The 23,886-nt window shown below is 46.0% G+C and carries 12 protein-coding genes, 2 tRNA genes and 3 rRNA genes; 14 read left to right on the forward strand and 3 right to left on the reverse strand.

Annotated features, from left to right (window positions below; all coding sequences use genetic code 11):
• Positions 1 to 331: 331 nt before the first annotated feature.
• The 5 genes from hrpA (at position 332) to LVJ86_RS00130 (ending at position 8,444) form a co-directional block, all read left to right on the forward strand.
• Entirely contained in the window at positions 332 to 1,726 is a 1,395-nt protein-coding gene (gene hrpA / locus LVJ86_RS00110) for an ATP-dependent RNA helicase HrpA (RefSeq protein WP_075968097.1), read from the forward strand.
• A gap of 258 nt (positions 1,727 to 1,984) precedes the next feature.
• On the forward strand, positions 1,985 to 3,397 hold the full coding sequence (locus LVJ86_RS00115; RefSeq protein WP_047761902.1) for a Fic family protein: 1,413 nt from the start codon (positions 1,985 to 1,987) through the stop codon (positions 3,395 to 3,397).
• 325 nt (positions 3,398 to 3,722) lie between these two features.
• Positions 3,723 to 6,554, forward strand: coding sequence for a DUF3418 domain-containing protein (locus LVJ86_RS00120; RefSeq protein ID WP_047761903.1), 2,832 nt, complete (start codon positions 3,723 to 3,725; stop codon positions 6,552 to 6,554).
• 47 nt (positions 6,555 to 6,601) lie between these two features.
• A complete protein-coding gene (locus LVJ86_RS00125) occupies positions 6,602 to 7,846 on the forward strand; it encodes a GmrSD restriction endonuclease domain-containing protein (RefSeq protein WP_200900187.1) in 1,245 nt (414 codons plus the stop codon).
• A gap of 13 nt (positions 7,847 to 7,859) precedes the next feature.
• A complete protein-coding gene (locus tag LVJ86_RS00130) occupies positions 7,860 to 8,444 on the forward strand; it encodes a HEPN domain-containing protein (protein ID WP_047761905.1) in 585 nt (194 codons plus the stop codon).
• 168 nt (positions 8,445 to 8,612) lie between these two features.
• On the opposite strand, the gene murA is transcribed toward LVJ86_RS00130, so the two are convergent.
• Positions 8,613 to 9,863: a UDP-N-acetylglucosamine 1-carboxyvinyltransferase gene (gene murA / locus LVJ86_RS00135; protein ID WP_047761906.1), complete on the reverse strand. Its 1,251-nt coding sequence runs from the start codon at positions 9,861 to 9,863 to the stop codon at positions 8,613 to 8,615.
• A 445-nt stretch (positions 9,864 to 10,308) separates the two neighbouring features.
• Positions 10,309 to 12,897 carry a DNA mismatch repair protein MutS gene (gene mutS, locus LVJ86_RS00140; protein WP_047761907.1) on the reverse strand — a complete coding sequence of 863 codons (2,589 nt, stop codon included), beginning with the start codon at positions 12,895 to 12,897 and terminating at the stop codon, positions 10,309 to 10,311.
• 664 nt (positions 12,898 to 13,561) lie between these two features.
• Between mutS and LVJ86_RS00145 the strand changes: the two genes are divergently transcribed.
• The 5 genes from LVJ86_RS00145 (at position 13,562) to rrf (ending at position 19,004) form a co-directional block, all read left to right on the forward strand.
• Positions 13,562 to 15,102, forward strand: a 16S ribosomal RNA gene (locus LVJ86_RS00145).
• Between the two features lie 81 nt (positions 15,103 to 15,183).
• Positions 15,184 to 15,260: transfer RNA gene (locus tag LVJ86_RS00150), tRNA-Ile, on the forward strand.
• Positions 15,261 to 15,324: 64 nt separating this feature from the next.
• Positions 15,325 to 15,400, forward strand: a tRNA-Ala gene (locus LVJ86_RS00155).
• A 466-nt stretch (positions 15,401 to 15,866) separates the two neighbouring features.
• A 23S ribosomal RNA gene (locus LVJ86_RS00160) occupies positions 15,867 to 18,757 on the forward strand.
• 134 nt (positions 18,758 to 18,891) lie between these two features.
• Positions 18,892 to 19,004 (forward strand): 5S ribosomal RNA (rrf, locus tag LVJ86_RS00165).
• The 16S, 23S and 5S rRNA genes sit together here with 2 tRNA genes alongside, the layout of an rRNA operon.
• A gap of 163 nt (positions 19,005 to 19,167) precedes the next feature.
• On the opposite strand, the gene LVJ86_RS00170 is transcribed toward rrf, so the two are convergent.
• A complete protein-coding gene (locus tag LVJ86_RS00170) occupies positions 19,168 to 20,175 on the reverse strand; it encodes a thiamine ABC transporter substrate-binding protein (protein WP_244702574.1) in 1,008 nt (335 codons plus the stop codon).
• 155 nt (positions 20,176 to 20,330) lie between these two features.
• Between LVJ86_RS00170 and LVJ86_RS00175 the strand changes: the two genes are divergently transcribed.
• The 4 genes from LVJ86_RS00175 (at position 20,331) to LVJ86_RS00190 (ending at position 23,883) form a co-directional block, all read left to right on the forward strand.
• Positions 20,331 to 20,969: a pyrimidine 5'-nucleotidase gene (locus tag LVJ86_RS00175; RefSeq protein ID WP_047760789.1), complete on the forward strand. Its 639-nt coding sequence runs from the start codon at positions 20,331 to 20,333 to the stop codon at positions 20,967 to 20,969.
• 73 nt (positions 20,970 to 21,042) lie between these two features.
• Complete coding sequence (locus LVJ86_RS00180; RefSeq protein ID WP_047760790.1) at positions 21,043 to 21,294, forward strand: hypothetical protein; 252 nt, start codon at positions 21,043 to 21,045, stop codon at positions 21,292 to 21,294.
• A gap of 76 nt (positions 21,295 to 21,370) precedes the next feature.
• A complete protein-coding gene (gene glmU / locus LVJ86_RS00185; protein WP_047760791.1) occupies positions 21,371 to 22,741 on the forward strand; it encodes a bifunctional UDP-N-acetylglucosamine diphosphorylase/glucosamine-1-phosphate N-acetyltransferase GlmU in 1,371 nt (456 codons plus the stop codon).
• 584 nt (positions 22,742 to 23,325) lie between these two features.
• The gene (locus LVJ86_RS00190; protein ID WP_047760792.1) at positions 23,326 to 23,883 is read left to right on the forward strand and encodes a hypothetical protein; all 558 of its coding nucleotides are present in this window, start codon (positions 23,326 to 23,328) and stop codon (positions 23,881 to 23,883) included.
• Positions 23,884 to 23,886: the final 3 nt, after the last annotated feature.

The following is a 23,886-nucleotide window of genomic DNA, read 5'->3' on the forward strand; positions in this document are numbered from 1 at the left end:
AAAACTGTCATTATGTTGAAAAAATGCCGCTTGAATATCATGTTCAGGCGGCATGATCACTAGTAATGTAGGGAATATATCCCGATATTCTCATCAGACGGCATTATAGAGAAATTGATTTTCTACCAGCTATATTTATATCTGTATTTTTCAAATTCTGAAATTTAATGTGCTTGAGGCCGTCTGAAAATACCGCGTATCTTCGAACACAAATAAATTTTATTGAATTGTGCCCCCCTTTTGCTTATACCGCTTTACATCAAAAAAACAATTGTATTTGCTATATAATCCGGTATCCAACAAACGTTTTACAGCGATAATTTTTTCACATATGTCTCAAGATCTTACCCGTGTTTTGGCTAAAGACCGCCATTTTCTCCAATCGGCTTTCAAACATCCCCAACGCTTCGGCGGCTTGGAAAAAGTACAGCAAAAATACCAAAAATCACACCAAGCCTATTTGCGGCGGTTGGAAAAACTGCCGCAGCCGCAATACGACGGTACCTTGCCCGTACATGAAAAACGAGATGAAATCCGTGCAGCGATTGCGGCCAACCAAGTGACCATTATTTGCGGCGAAACCGGCTCGGGCAAAACCACCCAGCTGCCGAAAATCTGTTTGGAGTTAGGGCGCGGTACTGCGGGGCTGATCGGCCATACCCAGCCGCGCCGTTTGGCGGCACGTTCGGTGGCGGAGCGGATTGCCGAAGAACTGGGCAGCCCCATCGGCCAAACCGTGGGCTATAAAGTGCGCTTTAACGACAACACCTCACGCGACGCTTATGTAAAGCTGATGACGGACGGTATTTTGTTGGCCGAAACCCAAACCGACCGCTACCTCACCACTTACGACACCATCATCATCGACGAAGCACACGAGCGCAGCCTAAACATCGATTTCCTGCTAGGCTACCTGAAACAACTGCTGCCGCGCCGCCCCGATTTGAAAGTCATCATCACCTCCGCCACCATTGATGCCGAACGCTTTTCCAAACATTTCAACAACGCGCCTGTGCTGGAAGTGAGCGGACGCACCTTTCCTGTGGATATTCTCTACCGCCCGCTGCACGCGCAGGACGAAGACGAAGCGGAAATCGAGCTGACCGATGCCATCGTTGATGCCGCCGACGAATTGGCGCGGCTGGGGCATGGCGATATTTTGGTATTTTTGCCGGGCGAGCGTGAAATCCGCGAAGCCGCCGAAGCCCTACGCAAATCACCACTGCGCCGTGACGACGAAATCCTGCCGCTGTTTGCACGCTTATCGAATGCCGAGCAGCATCAAATTTTTCATCCCAACGGAAATAAACGCCGCATCGTGCTGGCGACCAACGTAGCCGAAACCTCGCTCACCGTGCCGGGCATCAAATATGTGATCGATACCGGTTTGGCACGGGTGAAACGCTATTCGGCACGGGCGAAAGTAGAGCAACTGCATGTGGAAAAAATCTCCCAAGCCGCCGCCCGTCAACGCTCAGGCCGTTGCGGCCGTGTATCGGCCGGTGTGTGCATCCGTTTATACAGCGAAGAAGATTTCAACAACCGCCCTGCTTTTACCGACCCCGAAATCGTCCGCAGCAATCTGGCGGCAGTGATTCTGCGTATGGCTTCGCTGAATTTGGGTGATGTGTCGGCGTTTCCGTTTCTCGAAGCACCCGACCAACGCTATATTAATGACGGGTTTCAGGTATTGTTGGAATTGGGGGCGGTGGAAGAGGCTGTTTGAAAGTAGCAGTTTCATAAATGGTTGCAGATAATATAGGATAGTTTGAAAATGTAACCTTAATTGAAACCAAATAAAAGCAGCCGGTACCTTTCGTGTGAAGTTTCGGATTGCTTTTTTATTTTTCAGGCGATCTTTATACAGCTAATCTGTGAAGGTGATACTTCAACTTCTTTCAAACTTGATTTGAATACCTTGCACTTCTCTAAAAATCGACTAAAATAGTTCAATTATGAAAAATTGCGTAACTTTGGTATCTATATGAAAATTTCCAGACCTCCGGAATTTGCTTTGTTGCAACAGGAATATGTGCATCATTTTACCGAAAAAATGGTACAAACTGCCAAGCTGCTGGAGTCTGCAGCAAATAATCCTAATATAGACATTTTCGATTTTCTTGCTGAAATCAAAGATTATTCCGAATTTTCCGTTACCGATGAAAAAGGAAGATACCTGCATTGGGACAAATTTCGCAGGATTCACACGGAGGATACACGGATGAAGTGGCGTGTTGTAAAGGAAAGTCGCAGAAAAATCCAAAAACCAATTGGTTTTCCGTTTGAGCACCAGTTTTGGTTCTGTATTCCCGACTCCTTACAGGCGCAACTTCATCTGATTGATAAAAGCTGCGGTAGTAATATCGGCACGTCCAATCTAAGCGGTTTCGGCAGAAGCGAACAAAACAGGTTCCTACTTAAGTCTCTGATTATGGAAGAAGCGATTACATCTGCCCAATTAGAAGGTGCGGCTACCACGCGCAAAGTAGCCAAGGACATGCTTAAATCGCAGCGTAAACCTAAAACCAAAGACGAAATCATGATAGTAAACAACTATCACTTGATGAAAAAAGCGGTGAACTTGAAAAATACGCCGTTGAGTGTTGAAATAATTTTAGATTTGCACCGTATTGCCACCAGCAACGCTATTGAAAATCATGTAGAACCTGGGCAATTCAGGAGGGACAACGAAATCTTTATTGCCGATGCCGACGGTAACAGCCTGTACCAACCGCCGCCGCACGAGCAGGTCCATACACTGATGGAAGCAGTATGCACGTTTGCCAACAATACTTATGACGGCGCAGAAAATCCATTTATCCATCCGGTTGTTCAAGCCATTATCCTGCATTTCCTTATCGGCTACATCCACCCATTCGGCGACGGTAACGGACGGACAGCGCGGGCTTTGTTTTATTGGTTTATGCTCAAAAAAGGCTACTGGTTGTTTGAATATATATCCATCAGCCGCTTGCTGAAAAATGCTCCTGCCCAATACGCCAAGTCCTATCTGTATGCAGAAACCGATGATTTGGATTTAACCTATTTCATCTATTACCAATGTGACATTATCAAACGGGCTATCTCAGATTTGGAGAACTACATTTCCGACAAACAGAAACACCAGCAGGAATTCAAAGCAGCAATTGCCAAATATACCGAAAAGATAGGAAAGTTGAACCAGCGGCAAATTGGTATCCTGCAAAAAGCGATGGAAGAAAGCGGAAAAATCTTTACCGCACAAGAAATTGCAAATCAATATGGTGTCTCTTTGAATACTGCACGCAGTGATTTAAGCAAGCTGGGGGAACATAGATTTCTAGTGCCGTTCAAATCAGGAAATGCTTTGGAATATGTTGCCCCTCAGGATTTATTGGAAAGATTAGAGAGAAAATAGTTTGGCTATCCTAAAATACAGCCCGAACCAAGTTAAAAAAAGCAGTCTGCTCCTTACAAAGTTAAGTTACGGACTGCTTTTTGCTTTCGTGCTCTAGTCTCTGAAAAAAATTCTGAAAACAATTGGTTGCTTTCCCATATCCCAAACCACAGATAGTATGTACACTAAGAATCTTTATATTTAGACCGCTTGATTACAGGTAATGCGATCAGCTTGAATATCCGAGACAGCAAAGTGGAATATGTTATATACAATAAGGTAGCATATAACCTGCAAAGAATATAAATTGAGACCACGTAGGGTGTAAATACCTGGCCTAAACGCTATGCAAAATACTAAAAATCAAACATGTCGATCAGGCATTGATGCCAGACAAAACCCAACAAAAGACAAACCTCTTTCAGCCTACCCACAATCCCGTTCAGCCTGCCCCCGCTACCGCCTCACCAAACTCGGCGAGCAAATGGCGCGGCTGCCCATTGATCCGAAAATCGCCCGTATTCTGTTGGCGGCGAAAAAACACGATTGTATGGCGGAAATACTGGTGATTGCGTCTGCTCTGTCGATTCAAGATCCGCGCGAGCGACCGCTCGAGGCGCGAGAAGCCGCCCAAAAAGCGCATGAACGCTTTACCGACAAGCAGTCCGATTTTCTGACCTACCTGAATATTTGGGACAGCTTCCAGCGCGAGCGTGATAAAGGTTTGTCGAATAAGCAATTGGTGCAATGGTGTCGTCAATACTTCCTCTCGCACCTGCGCATGCGCGAATGGCGCGAGCTGCACAAACAGTTGGCCGACATTGCCGTGGAAATGGGACTGGTGTCTAAGGAACAGGTTTTCAGGCAGCCTCCCGTACAAGAGCAATTAAGGCCGTCTGAAAGCAACGGCGATCAAGATTTATCGGCCAAACTGAAACAAAAACAATTGGATAAAAAGCAGCATCGCGCCCAAATCCGCTTCACTAAAGAAGCGGGCTACGAACAAATCCACCGCGCCTTGCTGACGGGTCTGATCGCCAACGTCGGCATGAAGTCGCCCGACGGCCACGACTACACCGGCGCGCGCGGCAGCCGTTTCCACCTGTTTCCCGCCTCAGCCCTGTTCAAGTCCAAGCCCAAATGGGTGATGGCGGCGGAACTGACCGAAACCACCCGCCTTTACGCCCGCGATGTTGCCGCCATCCAGCCCGAATGGATCGAACAGGAAGCGCCGCATTTGGTGCGCTACCATTATTTTGAACCGCATTGGGAACAGAAACGCGGCGAAGTCGTTGCCAGTGAGCGTGTTACCCTCTATGGTCTGACCGTATTGCCGCGCCGCCCCATTGCCTACGGCAAAGTCGCCCCCGCCGAGGCGCGTGAAATCTTTATCCGCGGTGCATTGGTGGCGCAAGAATGCGATTTGAAAAACGCGTTTTTCCGCCACAATCAGAAACTGATTGCTGAAATCATTGATTTGGAAAATAAATCACGCAAGCAAGACGTATTGGTGGATGAAGAAGCCTTGTTTGATTTTTATCACCAAAGGTTGCCTGAAAGCGTGTACAAAGATGAAAGCGGGCAGTTTTACGGTACAACTAATACCGGGCCGTCTGAAAATGTTGCAAATCATCGTTTGGATAGCAAAGCTGATGAAGCGGCAGCAGCGGCCAATAAAGGCCGTCTGAAAACCTATCCTCTGGCCGACATCCGCACTTTCCAAAGCTGGTTGCAAACCGCCGAACGCGATCACCCGCGCCTGCTGTTCCTCACCCGCGAAGATCTGATGCAGCATGCCGCCGCCCATATTACCGAAGAGCAATTCCCGCACCATTGGCAAACGGCAGACGGCAAATTCAAACTCAGCTACCGCTTTGAGCCGAACCACCCGCTCGACGGCGTGACCCTCAGCCTGCCGCTGACCGTACTCAACCGCATCCACGCACCCGCCCTCGAATGGCTGGTGCCCGGTATGTTGCGCGAAAAACTGCAATTGCTGATTAAAGCCCTGCCCAAACAAATCCGCCGTATTTGCGTGCCCGTGCCCGATTTCATTACCCGATTTTTGGAAAGCAACCCCAACCGCCAAGAGCCGATTATTCCCCAACTGGCGCAATTTATCGCCAAAACCGCCGGCGACATGCGCCTGCTCGAACACATCGACCAAGACCAATGGCGCGATTTCCCGCTACCAGAGCATTGCTACTTCAACCTGCGCGTGATTGACGACGGCGGGCAAGAGTTGGCTGGTGGGCGCAACCTGGCCAAACTGCAACAAGAACTGGGGCAAGCCGCCGCCGTTACCTTCCGCGACAATACCCAAGAATTCGAGCGCGACAACGTAACGCAATGGGACATCGGCACCCTACCCGAAACCATCAAATTCGCCCGTGGCAAGCAGCAGCTCACCGGTTACCTCGGCTTGCAAAAAGAGAAAAACGGCAACATCGCCCTACGCTTGTTCGACACCGCCGAAGCTGCCGCCCAAGCACACCGCCACGGCGTGATTGCCCTGATGCAGCTTCAGCTCAAAGAGCACATGAAAGACCTCAACAAAGGCATTACCGGCTTCACCCAAGCCGCCATGCTGCTCAAACACATTCCCGCCGATACCTTGCGCGACGACCTCACCGCCGCCATCTGCGACCGCGCCTTTATCGGCGAAGACGAACCGCCGCGCAGCGAAAAAGCCTTTAAAGAACAAATCAAACGCGCGCGCAGCCGACTGCCCGCCGTCAAAGAAGCCGTCAGCCGCTACCTGCCAGAAACCGCCGCCGCCTACGCCGAACTCAACGGCAAACTGGGCAAACACCCGCTTACCCCGCTGCTACGTCAACGCATACAAACCCTGCTGTCTGCCGGTTTTGCCCAACGCACACCTTGGAGCCAATGGCCGCGCCTGCCCGTCTACCTCAAAGCCATGACCTTGCGTATGGAAAAATACAGTAGCAACCCCGCCCGCGACCAAGCGCGCGAAGCCGAAATTCAGGAATTGGAACAGATGTGGCAGGAAAAAACGGATATGTTGATCAAACAAGGCCAACCCGTTTCAGACGGCCTGATGATGTTCAGATGGCAGATTGAAGAATTGCGTGTATCATTGTTTGCACAGGAGTTGAAAACGCCATATCCGGTGTCGGTGAAGCGGTTGTTAAAGGAGTGGAGCCTTTATAATTAAGGCAACATATTTCATTTACATATTTAAAAATTTTATTTGAGACAGATATGACTAGCTATATTCCTATGGATGATTCTACTTTTGAAAATGATGAGAAATTAGAACATGAAGATTTATTTCCAACAGAAAATTTTAAATTAACTACTACTCCCAATGATTTTAATGTTTCAACCATTATTTCTTTTCTTGATTCAGGGGTCTTCAAAATACCAAATTTTCAAAGAAATTATGTATGGGATATAAATAAAGCTTCTAGAATAATTGAATCTCTACTCATTGGACTACCAGTTCCTCAGATGTTTTTATATGAGAAGTCTAGAAATGAATTTTATGTTATTGATGGACAACAGCGATTGATGTCAATTTATTTTTTTATTAAAGGACGATTCCCTAAAGATAATGTGAGAGCATTGTTGAAACAAGAAACTGATAAAAAATTTTTTATTGATGAGGAATTTCTTGCTAAAGATGAATATTTTTCAAACTTCTCTCTAAGATTAGACTCAAAAACTAACCCTCAGAAAAATAAATTTCATAATTTAAAATATCAAACCTTAGATAATATGGATAAAGTTACTCTTGATTTATCAACTATTCGTAATATGATAATTAGACCTACTATTGATAGTGATGAAAATTCTCAAGCAATGTTTGAAATTTTTAACCGTTTAAATAGCGGCGGCATGAATTTGAATCATCAAGAAATACGAATGTCTCTCTATAATTGTGAGTTTATTCAAAGCCTTCAGAAACTAAATAAAAATAGTATTTGGCGAAATCTACTTAACAAAACTACACCTGATTTAAGATTAAAAGATATAGAAACAATACTCCGATTTTATGCAATGTTGTTAGCAGGCAATCAAACTTGGAAGCCTGAGCAAAAAGAAATCAAAGTGGAATATTCTAATTCTATTCTTGCATTCTTAAATAATTTTGCCAATGCCGCTAAATTTTTAGATGAAGATGATATCAGTTTCCTATCAGATTTATGGGATAAATTCATGCAAGAATGTACAGAATATAGTTCTTCTGATTTTAATTTTTCGAATGAAGAAAATACTAAGATTAGTATTACTTTTTTTGAAGCCACTTTCTATGCTATATGTCATGATGCGTATATAAATAAAAATATTGATTTAATTGTAATCCCTAAGGGATTACTGGCAGCTTTAAAAAATGATGAGAAATTTAAACAAGCATCTACAGGGAAAACCTCCTCAAAAACAAATGTTACTGACAGATTAAATCGGGCATATGAGTTATATACAGAGTACAAAAGCGTAGATTAAGGCTCTATCAAGAATGAAAACCTCTCTCCATTTTAGGCATGTTGAAGAAATTTACTCTAACTACAGAAAAGATGAAGATTTATTAAATAAACTACTTCCTGACAATCCAGACTTAGCTTCTTTTATTAGTGATTATAGGCTTCTTTTTGGAAAAAATCTTATTGTTTTATGTGCTAATTTTTTTGAGCTATACACTTTAGATTATCTTCCCAATTTTTTAGCTAAAAATGATGAATTGCTTTGTAACTTTATAAAAAAGCAGGCATTAGATAGGGAATATCATAAATTGTTTGATTGGAAAGTCAGTAATGCAAATAAATTTCTTAGGCTATTTGGTGATAATTTCAAAGAAAAAATCGAAGAAGAAATAAAAAATGATTTACAATTAATGGATAAGCAAAACCAATTTATGAAACTTGGTAAATTAAGAAATGACTTAGTTCATGAAGGTTTTAAATCTGAAATAGTAACAGGAATGACGATTGATGAAATTTGGGCAATGTTTAATTCATCATGTGATTTTTATGAATTCATTTTAAAGAGTCTTGAAATGGAGAGAGAGGAATATTTCAATGATTTCATGGAAGACGAAGAATAAGTAGCCTCTAAAACTATGTCAGAAATTTCAATATTCTCATTTTCATATTGTTATTCGCTATTGATTAATAAATGCTGGTTATTTGGTTGTTCATCAAAGATGCCGTCTGAAAACTCAACTTTCAGACGGCATTTTTAAAATAATAAATATCAATCACTCAAACCCAAATCAAGAAACCCTCTCAATTTTCGCCCCAACTTTACTCAGTTTATCTTCAATATGTTCGTAACCGCGGTCAAGGTGGTAGATACGTTCGACAATAGTTTCACCATCAGCTACCAATCCGGCGATTACCAGGCTGGCGGAGGCGCGTAGGTCGGTGGCCATGACGGTGGCGCCAGAGAGGCGTTGTACGCCTTTCACGATAGCAGTATTGCCTTCGGCGGCGATATCGGCACCCATGCGGTTTAATTCGGGTACGTGCATAAAGCGGTTTTCAAAAATGGTTTCCACCACTTTGCTGCTGCCTTCGGCTACGGCGTTCATCGCCATAAACTGTGCTTGCATATCGGTGGGGAAACCGGGGTGGGGCATGGTGCGGATATCGACGGCTTTGGGGCGGCTTTGCATATCGATAGAGATCCAATCGTCGCCTGCTTCGATGACGGCGCCAGCTTCTACCAGTTTGTCTAACACCACTTCCATGGTTTTGGGGGCGGCGTTGCGCAACACCACTTTGCCACCGGTCATGGCAACGGCGCATAGGAAAGTGCCGGCCTCGATGCGGTCGGGTACTACGCTGTGTTCGCAGCCGTGCAGTTCTTTCACGCCTTCGATGGTCATAATCGATGTACCGATACCGCTGATTTTTGCGCCCATTTTTACCAAGCATTCGGCCAGGTCGATAACTTCAGGCTCGATAGCGCAGTTTTCCAATACTGTGGTGCCTTCGGCCAAGGTGGCGGCCATCAGCAGATTTTCGGTACCGCCCACGGTCACCATATCCATCACCACGCGCGCGCCTTTCAGACGGCCTTTGGCTTTAACGTAGCCGTGTTCGATAACGATTTCGGCGCCCATGGCTTCCAAGCCTTTCAAGTGCTGGTCAACCGGGCGCGAACCGATGGCGCAGCCGCCGGGCAGGCTCACTTGGGCTTCGCCGAAACGCGCCAATGTGGGACCCAATACCAAAATAGAGGCGCGCATGGTTTTCACCAATTCGTAAGGGGCAACGGTGTTGTTGACGGTGCCGCCGTTGATTTCGAATTCTTGTACATTGTCGGTCAGCACGCGCGCGCCCATGCCTTGCAGCAGTTGTTGGGTGGTTTTGACATCACGCAGCATGGGTACGTTTTTCAGGCGCAGGGTGCCGGCAGTCAGCAATCCGGCGCACATCAGAGGTAGGGCGGCGTTTTTCGCACCGGAAACGGTGATTTCGCCGTTTAAGGGGCCGTTGGCGGTAATTTTCAGTTTATCCACAAATATTTCTTTCGTAGCAGTATGTGTTCAAACGGTTTACAGCAGGCAGTTGCGTCTCGCTCGTTTGGAGCAATACTTTGCCGTGCTATAAACATGAATGGGTTGTGAAACCTGAAATTATAGGGGATTTTTATCGGTTTGAGTTTGTGTATTTGGGTAAATTTTAGAACAGTGCGTATCCGGTTTTTCAGACGGCATAGTATGGTTGTGATGTACCGATTATTTTCATTATGGCAGGCCGTCTGAAAAGGCTTTAAGGTAAACCGTGGGGTTTGAGTATTGTTATGAACGAAAGGTATTAGGCGGATTATGCGGTATATGGGTTTAAATATATTGGATTGGGTTGTTTTGCCACCAGGCTTCAGACGGCCTTGGGTTGGGAAAACTATATAGTATCGGCAAATAAAAAGCCGCCTGATCAAAGGCGGCTTTTGCGGGTTACAGTTTAATCGTTGGGGTTGGCGGATAGGCTTTTCAGGCGGTAGAGGGCGGCTAAGGCTTCGCGCGGTGATAAATCATCGGGTTGTATTTCTGCCAGCGCGGCAAGTAGGGCTTCGTTTTCCGCAGGTATGGGTGTTGCCGCTGTTGGCGGAATTTCTTCTTCAGTGTCTTCAGACGGCCATGCGTTGAAAATATCCATTTGTTTTTGATGGGCGGCGGCTTGGCTTTCCAGTTCGCCCAAGTGTTTTTGGGCGGCTTTTAAGGCGCGTGCGGGTAAGCCGGCGAGTTTGGCAACGGCAATACCGTAGCTTTTGCTGGCTGGGCCGGGTTCGATATGATGTAGGAAAACGATGTCTTGCCCTTCTTCGAGTGCGGCCAAATGCATATTGATGGCGGCAGGGTAGGCTTCGGGCAGGCGTGTCAGCTCGAAATAATGGGTGGCGAATAGGCTGAATGATTTGTTTTTCTGCACAAGATGCTCGGCAATCGCATGGGCCAGTGCCAAGCCGTCGAAGGTGGAGGTGCCGCGGCCTACTTCGTCCATTAATACTAAAGATTGTTCGGTTGCATGATGGAGGATGTAGGCGGTTTCGCTCATCTCAACCATGAAGGTGGAGCGGTTGCCTGCTAAGTCGTCACTGGCGCCGATGCGGGTGAAAATTTGGTCGATAGGGCCGAGTTTTGCCAAGCGTGCGGGAACAAAACTGCCGGTGTGCGCCAACAGGGTAATTAGTGCTACTTGCCGCATATAGGTAGATTTACCGCCCATATTGGGGCCGGTAAGCAGCATCAGGCGGTGGCGGTGGTCGAGTGCGGTATGGTTGGCGGTGAAATGGCGTACCTGTTGCTCGACAACGGGATGCCGCCCTTCTTCGATTTCGATAACGGGGTAATCTGCAAATTCGGGGGCGGTGTAGCCGCGGGTGGCGGCATGGTGTGCGAAAGTAGCCAACACATCTAGGGTAGCGGCGGCTTTGGCGGCGGTTTGCAGGATTTGCAGATGGCCTTGCAGTTCTTTTAATAAGCTTTCAAACAGTTGTTTTTCCAGCGCCAGCGCGTTGTCTTGGGCGGCTAGAACTTTGTCTTCGAAAGTTTTCAGCTCAGGCGTGATGAAGCGTTCGGCGTTTTTCAGGGTTTGTCGCCGTTGGTAGTCGGCGGGTGCTTGTTCGGCTTGAACTTTTGATAGCTCGATATAAAAGCCGTGTACGCGGTTAAACTCGACTTTTAAAGTAGAAAGCCCTGTGCGCTCGCGTTCCCGGGCTTCGAGTGCCAGTAAAAATTCGTCTCCGTGATGTTGGATATGGCGCAGTTCGTCCAGTTCGGCATGATAGCCGTGGTTAATAACCCCGCCGTCTCGCAGCCATACTGAAGGCTCCGGCAAAATCGCGGCTTTGAGGCGTTCGGCCACAGGCAAAGCAGCGGGAAAAACCTCTTGCAGCGTATGAAGCAGGTTTGAGGAGTTTTTTGGCAGCGAAATATCGTTGACTAGAATAAACAGGCTGTCGCGCAGGGCTGCTAAATCGCGTGGCCGGGCATTACCGACGGCAATACGGGCGGCGATCCGTTCGATATCGGCCAGATTTTTCAGACGGCCTTGCAGGTTTTCATAATGATTTTGTAATTCGGCAACCGCTTCTTGGCGGGCTCGGATATGAGCGCGGTTTCTCAGCGGGTGATGCAGCCATAAAGCCAGCAGTCGGCTGCCCATATGGGTGGCGCAGCTGTCTAAGGCCGAAAATAAAGTCGGTGCTTTATGCCCGCTGAGTGTTTGGGTGATTTCCAGATTGCGGCGGGTTGCGGCATCCATACCGATATATTCGCTATCGGTTTCCAGTGATAAAGTGTCCAGATGTTGGGGCAAATGGCTTTGGGTGAGCTGGATATAGTTCAGCAGGGCACCTGCCGCGCCGATGGCTGCAGGATGTTCGGTTAGACTCAGGCCGAAGCCGCGTAAATCTTGGCTGCCGAAATAGCGTTGTAATAATTCGGCACCACTGTCGGCAGCAAACTGCCAGGCGTGGAGGCGGGTAATGTTGTCGGCGACAATGGAGGGGGAGGGTTTTTGATCGGCCAATAGAATTTCTGCCGCCGATAAACGAGCCAGTTCGTTGGGTAGTTTATCGGTGGTAGTCAATTTAGCTTTGAATTCTCCGCTTTGTAAGGAAGCCCAAGCTAGGCCGATTTGTTTTTTGTCGGCGCAAACCGCCACGATACGGTTGGTTTCCTTGTCTTCTAATAAGGCGCTGTCGGTGAGTGTGCCGGGGGTAACAATACGGACTACTTTGCGTTCTACCGGCCCTTTGGTCGCACCTACTTCGCCTACTTGCTCGCAAATGGCAACGCTTTTGCCAAGCTTCACCAAGCGGGCAAGGTATTGTTCTGCTGCATGGTAAGGAACGCCCGCCATCTTGATTGGCTCGCCGTCTATTTGCCCGCGGGTGGTCAGCGTAATATCTAAAAGTTTGGCTGCTTCTACCGCATCATCAAAAAAAAGTTCGTAGAAGTCACCCATACGGTAAAAAACCAATTTGTCTTGATGGTCGGCTTTTATACCGAGATATTGCTGCATCATCGGTGAAACGGGTTTGCTCATTACACAGGCCTTACTAAGAAACATATCAGTCTGCTATTGTAGCAAAGGCTTATACGAGTTGGGCCGTCTGAAAACAATTCATCTGTTAAGTTTGTTTAGATGCGTTCTATCAAGATGCACATTAAAAAATAAAAAAATAAACGCAATGCAGTAAAGCGTCGTAGGCAAGCTTGTATCATGCGAATAAAGTTTACTAGTTGGTGTCGCGCGATTATTTGATTATTTCGGGAGTTTGCGAAATTAAGAAGATTGAATGCTTTTGTAGTGTTTGCTGTTGGATATGTACTGTTTTGTCTATTTTTAGTTATAAAAAATTCTGTTGTAAAACAGATGGGTGCAATTTTTTCTGGGGGATTTTTTGTTTTGGGGGTTGACGGATTTTGTTTGGGTTGTGTATAGTTCGGTTCTTCGCTGCTGAGGCGGTGAATAAAACTGACTGTAGATTGTACCACGGTTGGGATTTTGAGTAAACGGATTGGTTGCTTTTAGTCTTGACAGATAAAATTTTGGTGGTTTATAATTTCGGTCTTGCTCTTTAACAAACAGATTACCGATAAGTGTGAGTGCCTTGGGCCTCACACTGCGACAAAAACAGACAAGATGTAGATTATCTACGCTTTGTCAGTTTCTTTGAAGCAGACCAGAAGTTAAAAAGTTAGAGATTGAACATAAGAGTTTGATCCTGGCTCAGATTGAACGCTGGCGGCATGCTTTACACATGCAAGTCGAACGGCAGCACGAAAGAGCTTGCTCTTTTGGTGGCGAGTGGCGAACGGGTGAGTAATACATTGGAACGTACCGAGTAATGGGGGATAACTGTCCGAAAGGATGGCTAATACCGCATACGCTCTGAGGAGGAAAGCGGGGGACCTTCGGGCCTCGCGTTATTCGAGCGGCCAATGTCTGATTAGCTAGTTGGTGGGGTAAAGGCCTACCAAGGCGACGATCAGTAGTGGGTCTGAGAGGATGATCCGCCACACTGGGACTGAGACACGGCCCAGACTCCTACGGGAGGCAGCAGTGGGGAATTTTGGACAATGGGCGAAAGCCTGATCCAGCCATGCCGCGTGTCTGAAGAAGGCCTTCGGGTTGTAAAGGACTTTTGTCAGGGAAGAAAGGGTTTGGGTTAATACCCTGAGCTTATGACGGTACCTGAAGAATAAGCACCGGCTAACTACGTGCCAGCAGCCGCGGTAATACGTAGGGTGCGAGCGTTAATCGGAATTACTGGGCGTAAAGCGAGCGCAGACGGTTACTTAAGCAAGATGTGAAAGCCCCGGGCTCAACCTGGGAACTGCGTTTTGAACTGGGTGACTAGAGTGTGTCAGAGGGGGGTAGAATTCCACGTGTAGCAGTGAAATGCGTAGAGATGTGGAGGAATACCGATGGCGAAGGCAGCCCCCTGGGATAACACTGACGTTCATGCTCGAAAGCGTGGGTAGCAAACAGGATTAGATACCCTGGTAGTCCACGCCCTAAACGATGTCAATTAGCTGTTGGGGTACTTGATACCTTAGTAGCGTAGCTAACGCGTGAAATTGACCGCCTGGGGAGTACGGTCGCAAGATTAAAACTCAAAGGAATTGACGGGGACCCGCACAAGCGGTGGATGATGTGGATTAATTCGATGCAACGCGAAGAACCTTACCTGGTCTTGACATGTACGGAACCCTCCAGAGACGGAGGGGTGCCTTCGGGAACCGTAACACAGGTGCTGCATGGCTGTCGTCAGCTCGTGTCGTGAGATGTTGGGTTAAGTCCCGCAACGAGCGCAACCCTTGTCATTAGTTGCCATCATTTAGTTGGGCACTCTAATGAGACTGCCGGTGACAAGCCGGAGGAAGGTGGGGATGACGTCAAGTCCTCATGGCCCTTATGACCAGGGCTTCACACGTCATACAATGGTCGGTACAGAGGGTAGCCAAGCCGCGAGGCGGAGCCAATCCCAGAAAACCGATCGTAGTCCGGATTGCACTCTGCAACTCGAGTGCATGAAGTCGGAATCGCTAGTAATCGCAGGTCAGCATACTGCGGTGAATACGTTCCCGGGTCTTGTACACACCGCCCGTCACACCATGGGAGTGGGGGATACCAGAATTGGGTAGGGTAACCTTCGGGAGCCCGCTTAACACGGTATGCTTCATGACTGGGGTGAAGTCGTAACAAGGTAGCCGTAGGGGAACCTGCGGCTGGATCACCTCCTTTCTAGAGAAGAAGAGGTTTAAGGCATTCACACTTATCGGTAAGCTGTGGAATTAGAGATGCAAAGGAAGTAAACAAGGCCTTGGGTTTGTAGCTCAGCTGGTTAGAGCACACGCTTGATAAGCGTGGGGTCGGAGGTTCAAGTCCTCCCAGACCCACCAAACGCATGAAGCAGAAGAGTCCGGTAGCGGATTTGGAAAGCGAAGGGCCAGGATACCCGATACTGGGGGCATAGCTCAGTTGGTAGAGCACCTGCTTTGCAAGCAGGGGGTCATCGGTTCGATCCCGTTTGCCTCCACCATACTTTGCAAATCAAAGCGAAAGAAAGTTGAAGTGAAGAAGCGCGAAAAAGCTTCTTTTTAGTTGACTTTCAGAAGTTGGCTGTTATAATGGCCAGCTCATTTTGATTTGCGAAGTAAGCCAGCGGCTGGCATATGTTGTATTGCATATGTAAGAAGTTGCTTGGAAAGCGCATCGATCTTTAACAAATTGGAAAGCCGAAATCAACAAACAAAGACAATGTTGGTCGGATTGGGAAAGAAGCGGTTGCAACTGCTTTTTTTCAAACTTTAAAGAAAAGCCTTGCTGAGTATTTAATAAGCAATTCGATCACAGTATTTGGGTGATGATTGTATCAACCGGTCCTGAAAAACAAAAGGCAGGATCGGTACACAACAAGCAGTAAGCTTTATCAAAGTAAGTGCCTTAAGCCGGATTGCCTAGTCAACGGGATGAAGGCGAAGTCAAAAAGGTTCTTGAAATGATAGAGTCAAGTGAATAAGTGCATCAGGTGGATGCCTTGGCGATGATAGGCGACGAAGGACGTGTAAGCCTGCGAAAAGCGTGGGGGAGCTGGCAATAAAGCTATGATCCCGCGATGTCCGAATGGGGAAACCCACTCAGCTTGCTGAGTATCCTTATCTGAATACATAGGATAAGCGAAGCGAACCCGGAGAACTGAACCATCTAAGTACCCGGAGGAAAAGAAATCAACCGAGATTCCGTAAGTAGTGGCGAGCGAACGCGGAGGAGCCTGTATATGATAATTGTTGCGATAGAAGAACAAGCTGGGAAGCTTGGCCATAGTGGGTGATAGCCCCGTATTCGAAATTGCAATGATGGTACTAGGTATACGACAAGTAGGGCGGGACACGTGAAATCCTGTCTGAATATGGGGGGACCATCCTCCAAGGCTAAATACTCATCATCGACCGATAGTGAACCAGTACCGTGAGGGAAAGGCGAAAAGAACCCCGGGAGGGGAGTGAAATAGAACCTGAAACCTGATGCATACAAACAGTGGGAGCGGACTTGTTCCGTGACTGCGTACCTTTTGTATAATGGGTCAACGACTTACATTCAGTAGCGAGCTTAACCGGATAGGGGAGGCGTAGGGAAACCGAGTCTTAATAGGGCGATGAGTTGCTGGGTGTAGACCCGAAACCGAGTGATCTATCCATGGCCAGGATGAAGGTGCCGTAACAGGTACTGGAGGTCCGAACCCACGCATGTTGCAAAATGCGGGGATGAGCTGTGGATAGGGGTGAAAGGCTAAACAAACTCGGAGATAGCTGGTTCTCCCCGAAAACTATTTAGGTAGTGCCTCGAGTAAGAGACTGATGGGGGTAAAGCACTGTTATGGCTAGGGGGTTATTGCAACTTACCAACCCATGGCAAACTAAGAATACCATCAAGTTGTTCCTCGGGAGACAGACAGCGGGTGCTAACGTCCGTTGTCAAAAGGGAAACAACCCAGACCGCCAGCTAAGGTCCCAAATGATAGATTAAGTGGTAAACGAAGTGGGAAGGCCCAGACAGCCAGGATGTTGGCTTAGAAGCAGCCATCATTTAAAGAAAGCGTAATAGCTCACTGGTCGAGTCGTCCTGCGCGGAAGATGTAACGGGGCTCAAATCTATAACCGAAGCTGCGGATGCTAATTTATTAGCATGGTAGGGGAGCGTTCTGTAGGCCGAAGAAGGTAACTTGAGAAGGTTGCTGGAGGTATCAGAAGTGCGAATGTTGACATGAGTAGCGATAAAGCGGGTGAAAAGCCCGCTCGCCGAAAACCCAAGGTTTCCTACGCAACGTTCATCGGCGTAGGGTGAGTCGGCCCCTAAGGCGAGGCAGAAATGCGTAGTCGATGGGAAACGGGTTAATATTCCCGTACTTTGATTTAGTGCGATGTGGGGACGGAGAAGGTTATGTCAGCGGCCTGTTGGAATAGGTCGTTCAAGCCGGTAGGTGGAAAGTTTAGGCAAATCCGGACTTTCATAACACCGAGAAGTGATAACGAGACTCTACGGAGTTGAAGTGACAGATACCACGCTTCCAGGAAAAGCCACTAAGCTTCAGCTAAATCAGAACCGTACCGCAAACCGACACAGGTGGGTAGGATGAGAATTCTAAGGCGCTTGAGAGAACTCAGGAGAAGGAACTCGGCAAATTGATACCGTAACTTCGGGAGAAGGTATGCCCTCTAATGTGAAGCACTTGCTGCGTAAGCATCGGAGGGTCGCAGAGAATAGGTGGCTGCGACTGTTTATTAAAAACACAGCACTCTGCTAACACGAAAGTGGACGTATAGGGTGTGACGCCTGCCCGGTGCTGGAAGGTTAATTGAAGATGTGCAAGCATCGGATCGAAGCCCCAGTAAACGGCGGCCGTAACTATAACGGTCCTAAGGTAGCGAAATTCCTTGTCGGGTAAGTTCCGACCCGCACGAATGGCGTAACGATGGCCACACTGTCTCCTCCTGAGACTCAGCGAAGTTGAAATGGTTGTGAAGATGCAATCTCCCCGCTGCTAGACGGAAAGACCCCGTGAACCTTTACTGTAGCTTTGCATTGGACTTTGAAGGCACTTGTGTAGGATAGGTGGGAGGCTTTGAAGCAGAGACGCCAGTTTCTGTGGAGCCGTCCTTGAAATACCACCCTGGTGTCTTTGAGGTTCTAACCCAGACCCGTTATCCGGGTCGGGGACCGTGCATGGTAGGCAGTTTGACTGGGGCGGTCTCCTCCCAAAGAGTAACGGAGGAGTTCGAAGGTTACCTAGGTCCGGTCGGAAATCGGACTGATAGTGCAATGGCAAAAGGTAGCTTAACTGCGAGACCGACAAGTCGAGCAGGTGCGAAAGCAGGACATAGTGATCCGGTGGTTCTGTATGGAAGGGCCATCGCTCAACGGATAAAAGGTACTCCGGGGATAACAGGCTGATTCCGCCCAAGAGTTCATATCGACGGCGGAGTTTGGCACCTCGATGTCGGCTCATCACATCCTGGGGCTGTAGTCGGTCCCAAGGGTATGGCTGTTCGCCATTTAAAGTGGTACGTGAGCTGGGTTTAAAACGTCGTGAGACAGTTTGGTCCCTATCTGCAGTGGGCGTTGGAAGTTTGACGGGGGCTGCTCCTAGTACGAGAGGACCGGAGTGGACGAACCTCTGGTGTACCGGTTGTCACGCCAGTGGCATAGCCGGGTAGCTAAGTTCGGAAGAGATAAACGCTGAAAGCATCTAAGCGTGAAACTCGCCTGAAGATGAGACTTCCCTGGTGGTTTAACCACCCTAAAGAGTCGTTCGAGACCAGGACGTTGATAGGTCGGGTGTGGAAGTGCAGCAATGCATGGAGCTAACCGATACTAATTGCTCGTGAGGCTTGACTCTATCATTTGAAGGGCTTTGCCCGAAATGAAAAAGCTTATGTAAGTCTTGATTATAAAGATACCATCACCGTTGATTAAATAATAAATAAGTGGAATAAACCTTCCATAACGGCTTTATCAATTTGACAGTTTAAGTCTGGCGGCCATAGCGAGTTGGTCCCACGCCTTCCCATCCCGAACAGGACCGTGAAACGACTCAGCGCCGATGATAGTGTGGATTCCCATGTGAAAGTAGGTCACTGCCAGACACCCATTCCTAAAAGCCCCGGTAAAGCCGGGGCTTTTAATTTGCTTCTTGAAAAGCAAACTAACAAGTAAACAAACTAAAAAATACTGATTTCTAAAAACAGCCGTACAATCTATGGGGATTGTACGGCTGTTTGGCTTTGCTTCGGTCCTGCATACTTAGCTTTAGCGCAAAACCGTGCGTATCCAGCGGTTGACCCACTGCTGTTGTTTGCGGGTGATGGTGCTGTAACCGGGCGTACTGTGCTCCGGCGGCGGCTCTGCAAAGCTAAAGGCGAGAGGAAGGCGGGTGCCTTTGATGGCTGGGTAGACCCACATTTCGGCGGGTAGCGCCTGTTGCGCCTCGGGGGCCTGTAGAAAGGCCACCAGCTTGCCGGCCAGTGCCGGTTGGGCCGCTCCTCTTAATACCGCCGCGCCTTCTACCTGACGGTAAACGCCTCCTTTGAGTAGCAGGTTCCCTGTCGGCGGAACCCTGTATCGGCCCTTGCTGAAGAAAACCTCCGCCGCAGGACTGGTGGTGTAGCTGACTATCAATGGACGACTACCACCGTTTTGGGTAAATTCAGTGTAGTAGGCATCGCTCCAGCTTTTGGTTATTTTTACGCCATTCTTACGCATATTTCCCCACCAAGAAAATGCCTTTTGTTCTCCCATATACCCGATATTAGCCATTAAAAATGCTAAACCAGGGCTGGAGGTACCAGGGTTGGGCATCACTAGAAGATCTTTATACTCAGGTTTAGTTAAATCTTCTAATGTTTTTGGCAGGGCTAATCCTTTTTGATCAAACCATTTTTTATCATAATTGATAGCTACATAAGCATAGTTGACAGCTGCAATACCGGGGAGCCCTGCTACCGTGGTTTTACTTCGCGGTTGGTGGATGGCTAGTATACCGCTTTGGCTAGCTTTACCAATATTGGCATTATCTAATCCATAGACGGCATCAGCAATTGGATTAGCTCTGCTCAGAATAAGCTTATTCAACATTTCATTACCGCTACCGACTTTAATAATAGAAACTTTGGCGTTGTTTTCTTGTTCGAATTTTGCCAATACTTCTTGTGGCAGACTAAATGATTTATGCACGGCTAAACGCACCTCAGTAGCAGCAAAGCCGTTTAGGCTGAAAAGTAGTGAACTCAGCCCGAGTAAAAAGGTTTTTTTAATCATGTGATTTAACTGGGTAAGTTTGTTTAAGAATAAGGTATCATACTAATTATAGAGATTCTATACAAAAATAGGTTGAGGTTTTTAAAAATAGTATTTATAAGCATTAATTAATTTTTTGTTATTTTATATCAATATTTTATGGGAATTTAGAATTTATGAGCCCGGTTTGGTTATTTGATTTTGATAATACCCTGCATCATGCCGATGCAGGGATTTTTGATTTGATTAATCAGCATATGACGGTTTATTTAGCTAATAAGCTTAAGATAAATATAGAGCAGGCTTCTTATATTAGAAAAGATTATTGGCACCGATACGGAGCGACATTAGCAGGATTACAATTACATCATCCCGAGATTGATATATATGAATTTTTGCAATGTAGCCACCCTTTAGAGAAGCTTTCTGAGGCTTTAGTGCCAATGGTAGGCAGTGCGGAAACTTTAGCTGTTTTAAAGGGTCGAAAAATAGTATTTTCCAACGGACCTTCATTTTATATACAGAGTTTGATAAAACAATTGGGGCTTGAGTTTTATTTTGAGGCTTTACTGGGAACCGATGATCTAGATTTGGCTTATAAGCCCTCAGACAAAGCTTATTTAAATGTTTGTCAAATTATAAAAGTTATGCCGTCTGAATGTATTATGGTAGATGATAGTTTAGATAACCTACGTACGGCAAAAGCTTTAGGTATGCAAACAGTATGGTTTGGACAAAGTGAAAGCCAATTTTCATTTGTCGATTTTACCGCTATTAATATGGCTGCTTTAGCAGAATGGGGAAAGACCTTGTAATGAATTTTACTATTCTGCCAATCCGTATTTGATTACAATATATGATTATATTTTTTTAATTAAGGATACTGGGATGCGTATCGTTCCCCTTTTGGTTTTGATTGCAGCTTTAACCGGATGCAGCTGGGAAACCTATCAAAAAGAAGATGGTAAAACAGGTCTTCGGCCTAAATATGAAGCGGGTACACGAGTTTATTATCAAGATGGATCATATTCAAGGAATATGCACTATAACGGCTTTCGCCCAGAACCCCACGCGGTTAAACCTAATGCGGTAGAGCCTAAAGAAGTAGGCGGTACCAAATGGCAGCCACCAATCAAATAATAGTTGTAGCAAAATAATGCCGTCTGAAAAATAATTTTCTTTAATAAATCTACTATTTAATAAAGGGCCAAACATGATGAGCCAAACCCCTCTTCACATAGTGATTCTTGCAGCCGGTAAAGGCACTCGCATGTATTCCAAATTACCAAAAGTGTTACATGAAATCGGCGGCCAAAGTATGGTTGCACGTGTCATTGATACGGCTCAAAGCCTTAATCCTGCCAGTGTATCGGTAGTTATTGGGCATGGTAAAGAGCAAGTATTGGAGCGTGTAAAACGTAATGTGAATTGGGTAGAGCAAACCGAGCAGCTGGGTACCGGACATGCGGTTAAAATGGCATTGCCCTATCTGCCTAAAGAAGGCCGTACATTGGTTCTATACGGCGATGTACCTTTAATCGATCGTAATACTTTGGAAGCTTTGTTAGAAGCAGCTGGCGATGAAGTTGGCCTGCTGACGGACGTGCTGGATAATCCTACAGGATATGGCCGTATTATCCGTGAAAACGGTAATGTGGTCGCGATCGTTGAAGAAAAAGATGCCGATGTTGCGCAAAAAGCCGTAAAAGAAACCAATACTGGTATTTTAGTGCTACCCAATGCCAAGCTTGAGAATTGGCTTAATGCTCTGCAGAGTAATAATGCACAAGGCGAATACTATCTTACTGATTTGATTTCACTGGCTAACCGAGACGGTATTAAAGTACACCCGGTTCAAGTTTCGGCCAGTTATTTGGCAGCCGGTGTAAACAATAAATTGCAATTGGCCGAATTGGAACGTATTTTCCAAGAAGGACAAGCAAAAACACTGCTGACGGCAGGGGTAACCTTACGCGATCCGGCACGTTTTGACTTACGCGGTAGCTTGAAGCACGGGCAAGATGTTGTAATTGATGTTAACGTGGTGATTGAAGGAGAAGTAGAGCTTGGAGACGATGTAGAAATCGGTGCCAACTGCTTTATCCGCAATGCCAAGATTGCTGCGGGTACCAAAGTTCAGCCTTTTTCGCATCTTGAAGGTTGCGAAATTGGCGAGCGTGGGCAAATCGGACCGTTTGCCCGCTTACGGCCTAATGCCAAATTAGCCGCCGAAGTGCATATCGGCAATTTTGTCGAGGTGAAAAATACAACGGTAGGACAGGGCAGTAAAGCCAACCACCTAACCTACTTGGGAGATGCTGAAATCGGCAGTAAAACCAATATCGGTGCAGGTACGATTACTGCCAATTATGATGGCGTAAACAAATACAAAACCATTATCGGCGATGAAGTTCGGGTTGGTTCAAACAGCGTTTTGGTCGCACCTGTAACAGTAGGTAATCGTGCGACGATCGGTGCCGGCAGTGCCATTACCAAATTATGCCCTGAAAATAAACTGGTGCTTGCCAGAGCCCGCCAAAGCGTAATCGAGGGTTGGATACGCCCGGAAAAGCCGGCTAAAAAGTAATCTGTTTTTCAGACGGCCCAAGCGAAAGTGAGGCCGTCTGGGAAATTGAATCGGTATATTTAATCCGAACGTGAATAGTAGGAGCATATAATGATTTTGACCAAGCTAAAAATTTTCTTATCTTAACCTCAAAATTAATAGCGGTGATTAGGAGTATGGTGAGAAAGCTAAGTAAGGTGCGTTATGAGTTTATCTTTAGATGAGCAGCGGCAAATGGTTGGAAAGGTATGAGGTTGAACAGCTACCTGAGTAAGATCTATAAATAAAACAAGAAAATTTCTATGTGCTCGGTCAGAATTGTATCTTTGGTTTTATTTGGATATTCTTCAGAGGAAAAAATTGATGCAGATATGGCTGTGTAGATTAATTAGGTAGATATTGTTTGTTGCAGAGAAAATTTTTACACGAAGATGATTAAGCTTAGTGTAAAAGCTGGTCAACTGATTTAGAAAAGATAAAGGAATAATAGGATGTGGAAAAATAAACTATTATGCAAAAATCATTGTCTTTTATGGGGATATAGATAATGATATTGGTAAATAAATAGTTTTTAAGCAAACAAATTAAGAAAAAGGAGATGATAAATGGTGGAAGTGGGGAAATTAATTAGAAAAAAAATTCAGATTATTTTTTATTTTACTATTCTAATATTATTAATTTCAGGTTGTGGTAATTTTTTTAAACAAGTAAATAACTCAAAAGAAGATATTCTACCCAAAATTAAAAATTTTCCTTTTGAATTTTCTATTGTATTTCCAGATAAAACAAAATTAGAAAATGAGCGCTATAATATAAAAATTATTAATAAAGATAATAATAAGGTTCAGATAATAGAAGAGGGAACTCCTTTAAAAAATGCAGATATTTCAGATTTGTTGGAAGTTAAGGATTTTAATAATGATGGATACCTAGATATTCTTGCATTTTCAATATATCCATCTTTACAATTAGTAACCACTTTGTATATATTTAATCCTGAAACACAATATTTTACTAATAGAATGGACAATATACCGTATGAAGGTACAATCAGTGTTACAAAACCAGGCTGTATTAAAATAGAATATATTGTCCGCAACAGCTCAGATTATTTAGAGCCTCAAAAATTTTGTTGGATTGATAATTCGTGGCAACCTGAATAAGAG

The sequence above is a fragment of the Neisseria arctica genome, from assembly GCF_022870905.1.
GTDB classification, from domain to species: domain Bacteria; phylum Pseudomonadota; class Gammaproteobacteria; order Burkholderiales; family Neisseriaceae; genus Neisseria; species Neisseria arctica.

What these genes read in the sequence shown, in the direction of transcription:
- hrpA (WP_075968097.1), top strand. Translation starts at nt 332, where the DNA reads ATGTCTCAAGATCTTACCCGTGTTTTGGCTAAAGACCGCCATTTTCTC.
- LVJ86_RS00115 (WP_047761902.1), top strand. Translation starts at nt 1,985, where the DNA reads ATGAAAATTTCCAGACCTCCGGAATTTGCTTTGTTGCAACAGGAATAT.
- LVJ86_RS00120 (WP_047761903.1), top strand. Translation starts at nt 3,723, where the DNA reads ATGCAAAATACTAAAAATCAAACATGTCGATCAGGCATTGATGCCAGA.
- LVJ86_RS00125 (WP_200900187.1), top strand. Translation starts at nt 6,602, where the DNA reads ATGACTAGCTATATTCCTATGGATGATTCTACTTTTGAAAATGATGAG.
- LVJ86_RS00130 (WP_047761905.1), top strand. Translation starts at nt 7,860, where the DNA reads ATGAAAACCTCTCTCCATTTTAGGCATGTTGAAGAAATTTACTCTAAC.
- mutS (WP_047761907.1), bottom strand. Translation starts at nt 12,897, where the DNA reads ATGAGCAAACCCGTTTCACCGATGATGCAGCAATATCTCGGTATAAAA.
- LVJ86_RS00170 (WP_244702574.1), bottom strand. Translation starts at nt 20,175, where the DNA reads ATGATTAAAAAAACCTTTTTACTCGGGCTGAGTTCACTACTTTTCAGC.
- LVJ86_RS00175 (WP_047760789.1), top strand. Translation starts at nt 20,331, where the DNA reads ATGAGCCCGGTTTGGTTATTTGATTTTGATAATACCCTGCATCATGCC.
- LVJ86_RS00180 (WP_047760790.1), top strand. Translation starts at nt 21,043, where the DNA reads ATGCGTATCGTTCCCCTTTTGGTTTTGATTGCAGCTTTAACCGGATGC.
- glmU (WP_047760791.1), top strand. Translation starts at nt 21,371, where the DNA reads ATGAGCCAAACCCCTCTTCACATAGTGATTCTTGCAGCCGGTAAAGGC.
- LVJ86_RS00190 (WP_047760792.1), top strand. Translation starts at nt 23,326, where the DNA reads ATGGTGGAAGTGGGGAAATTAATTAGAAAAAAAATTCAGATTATTTTT.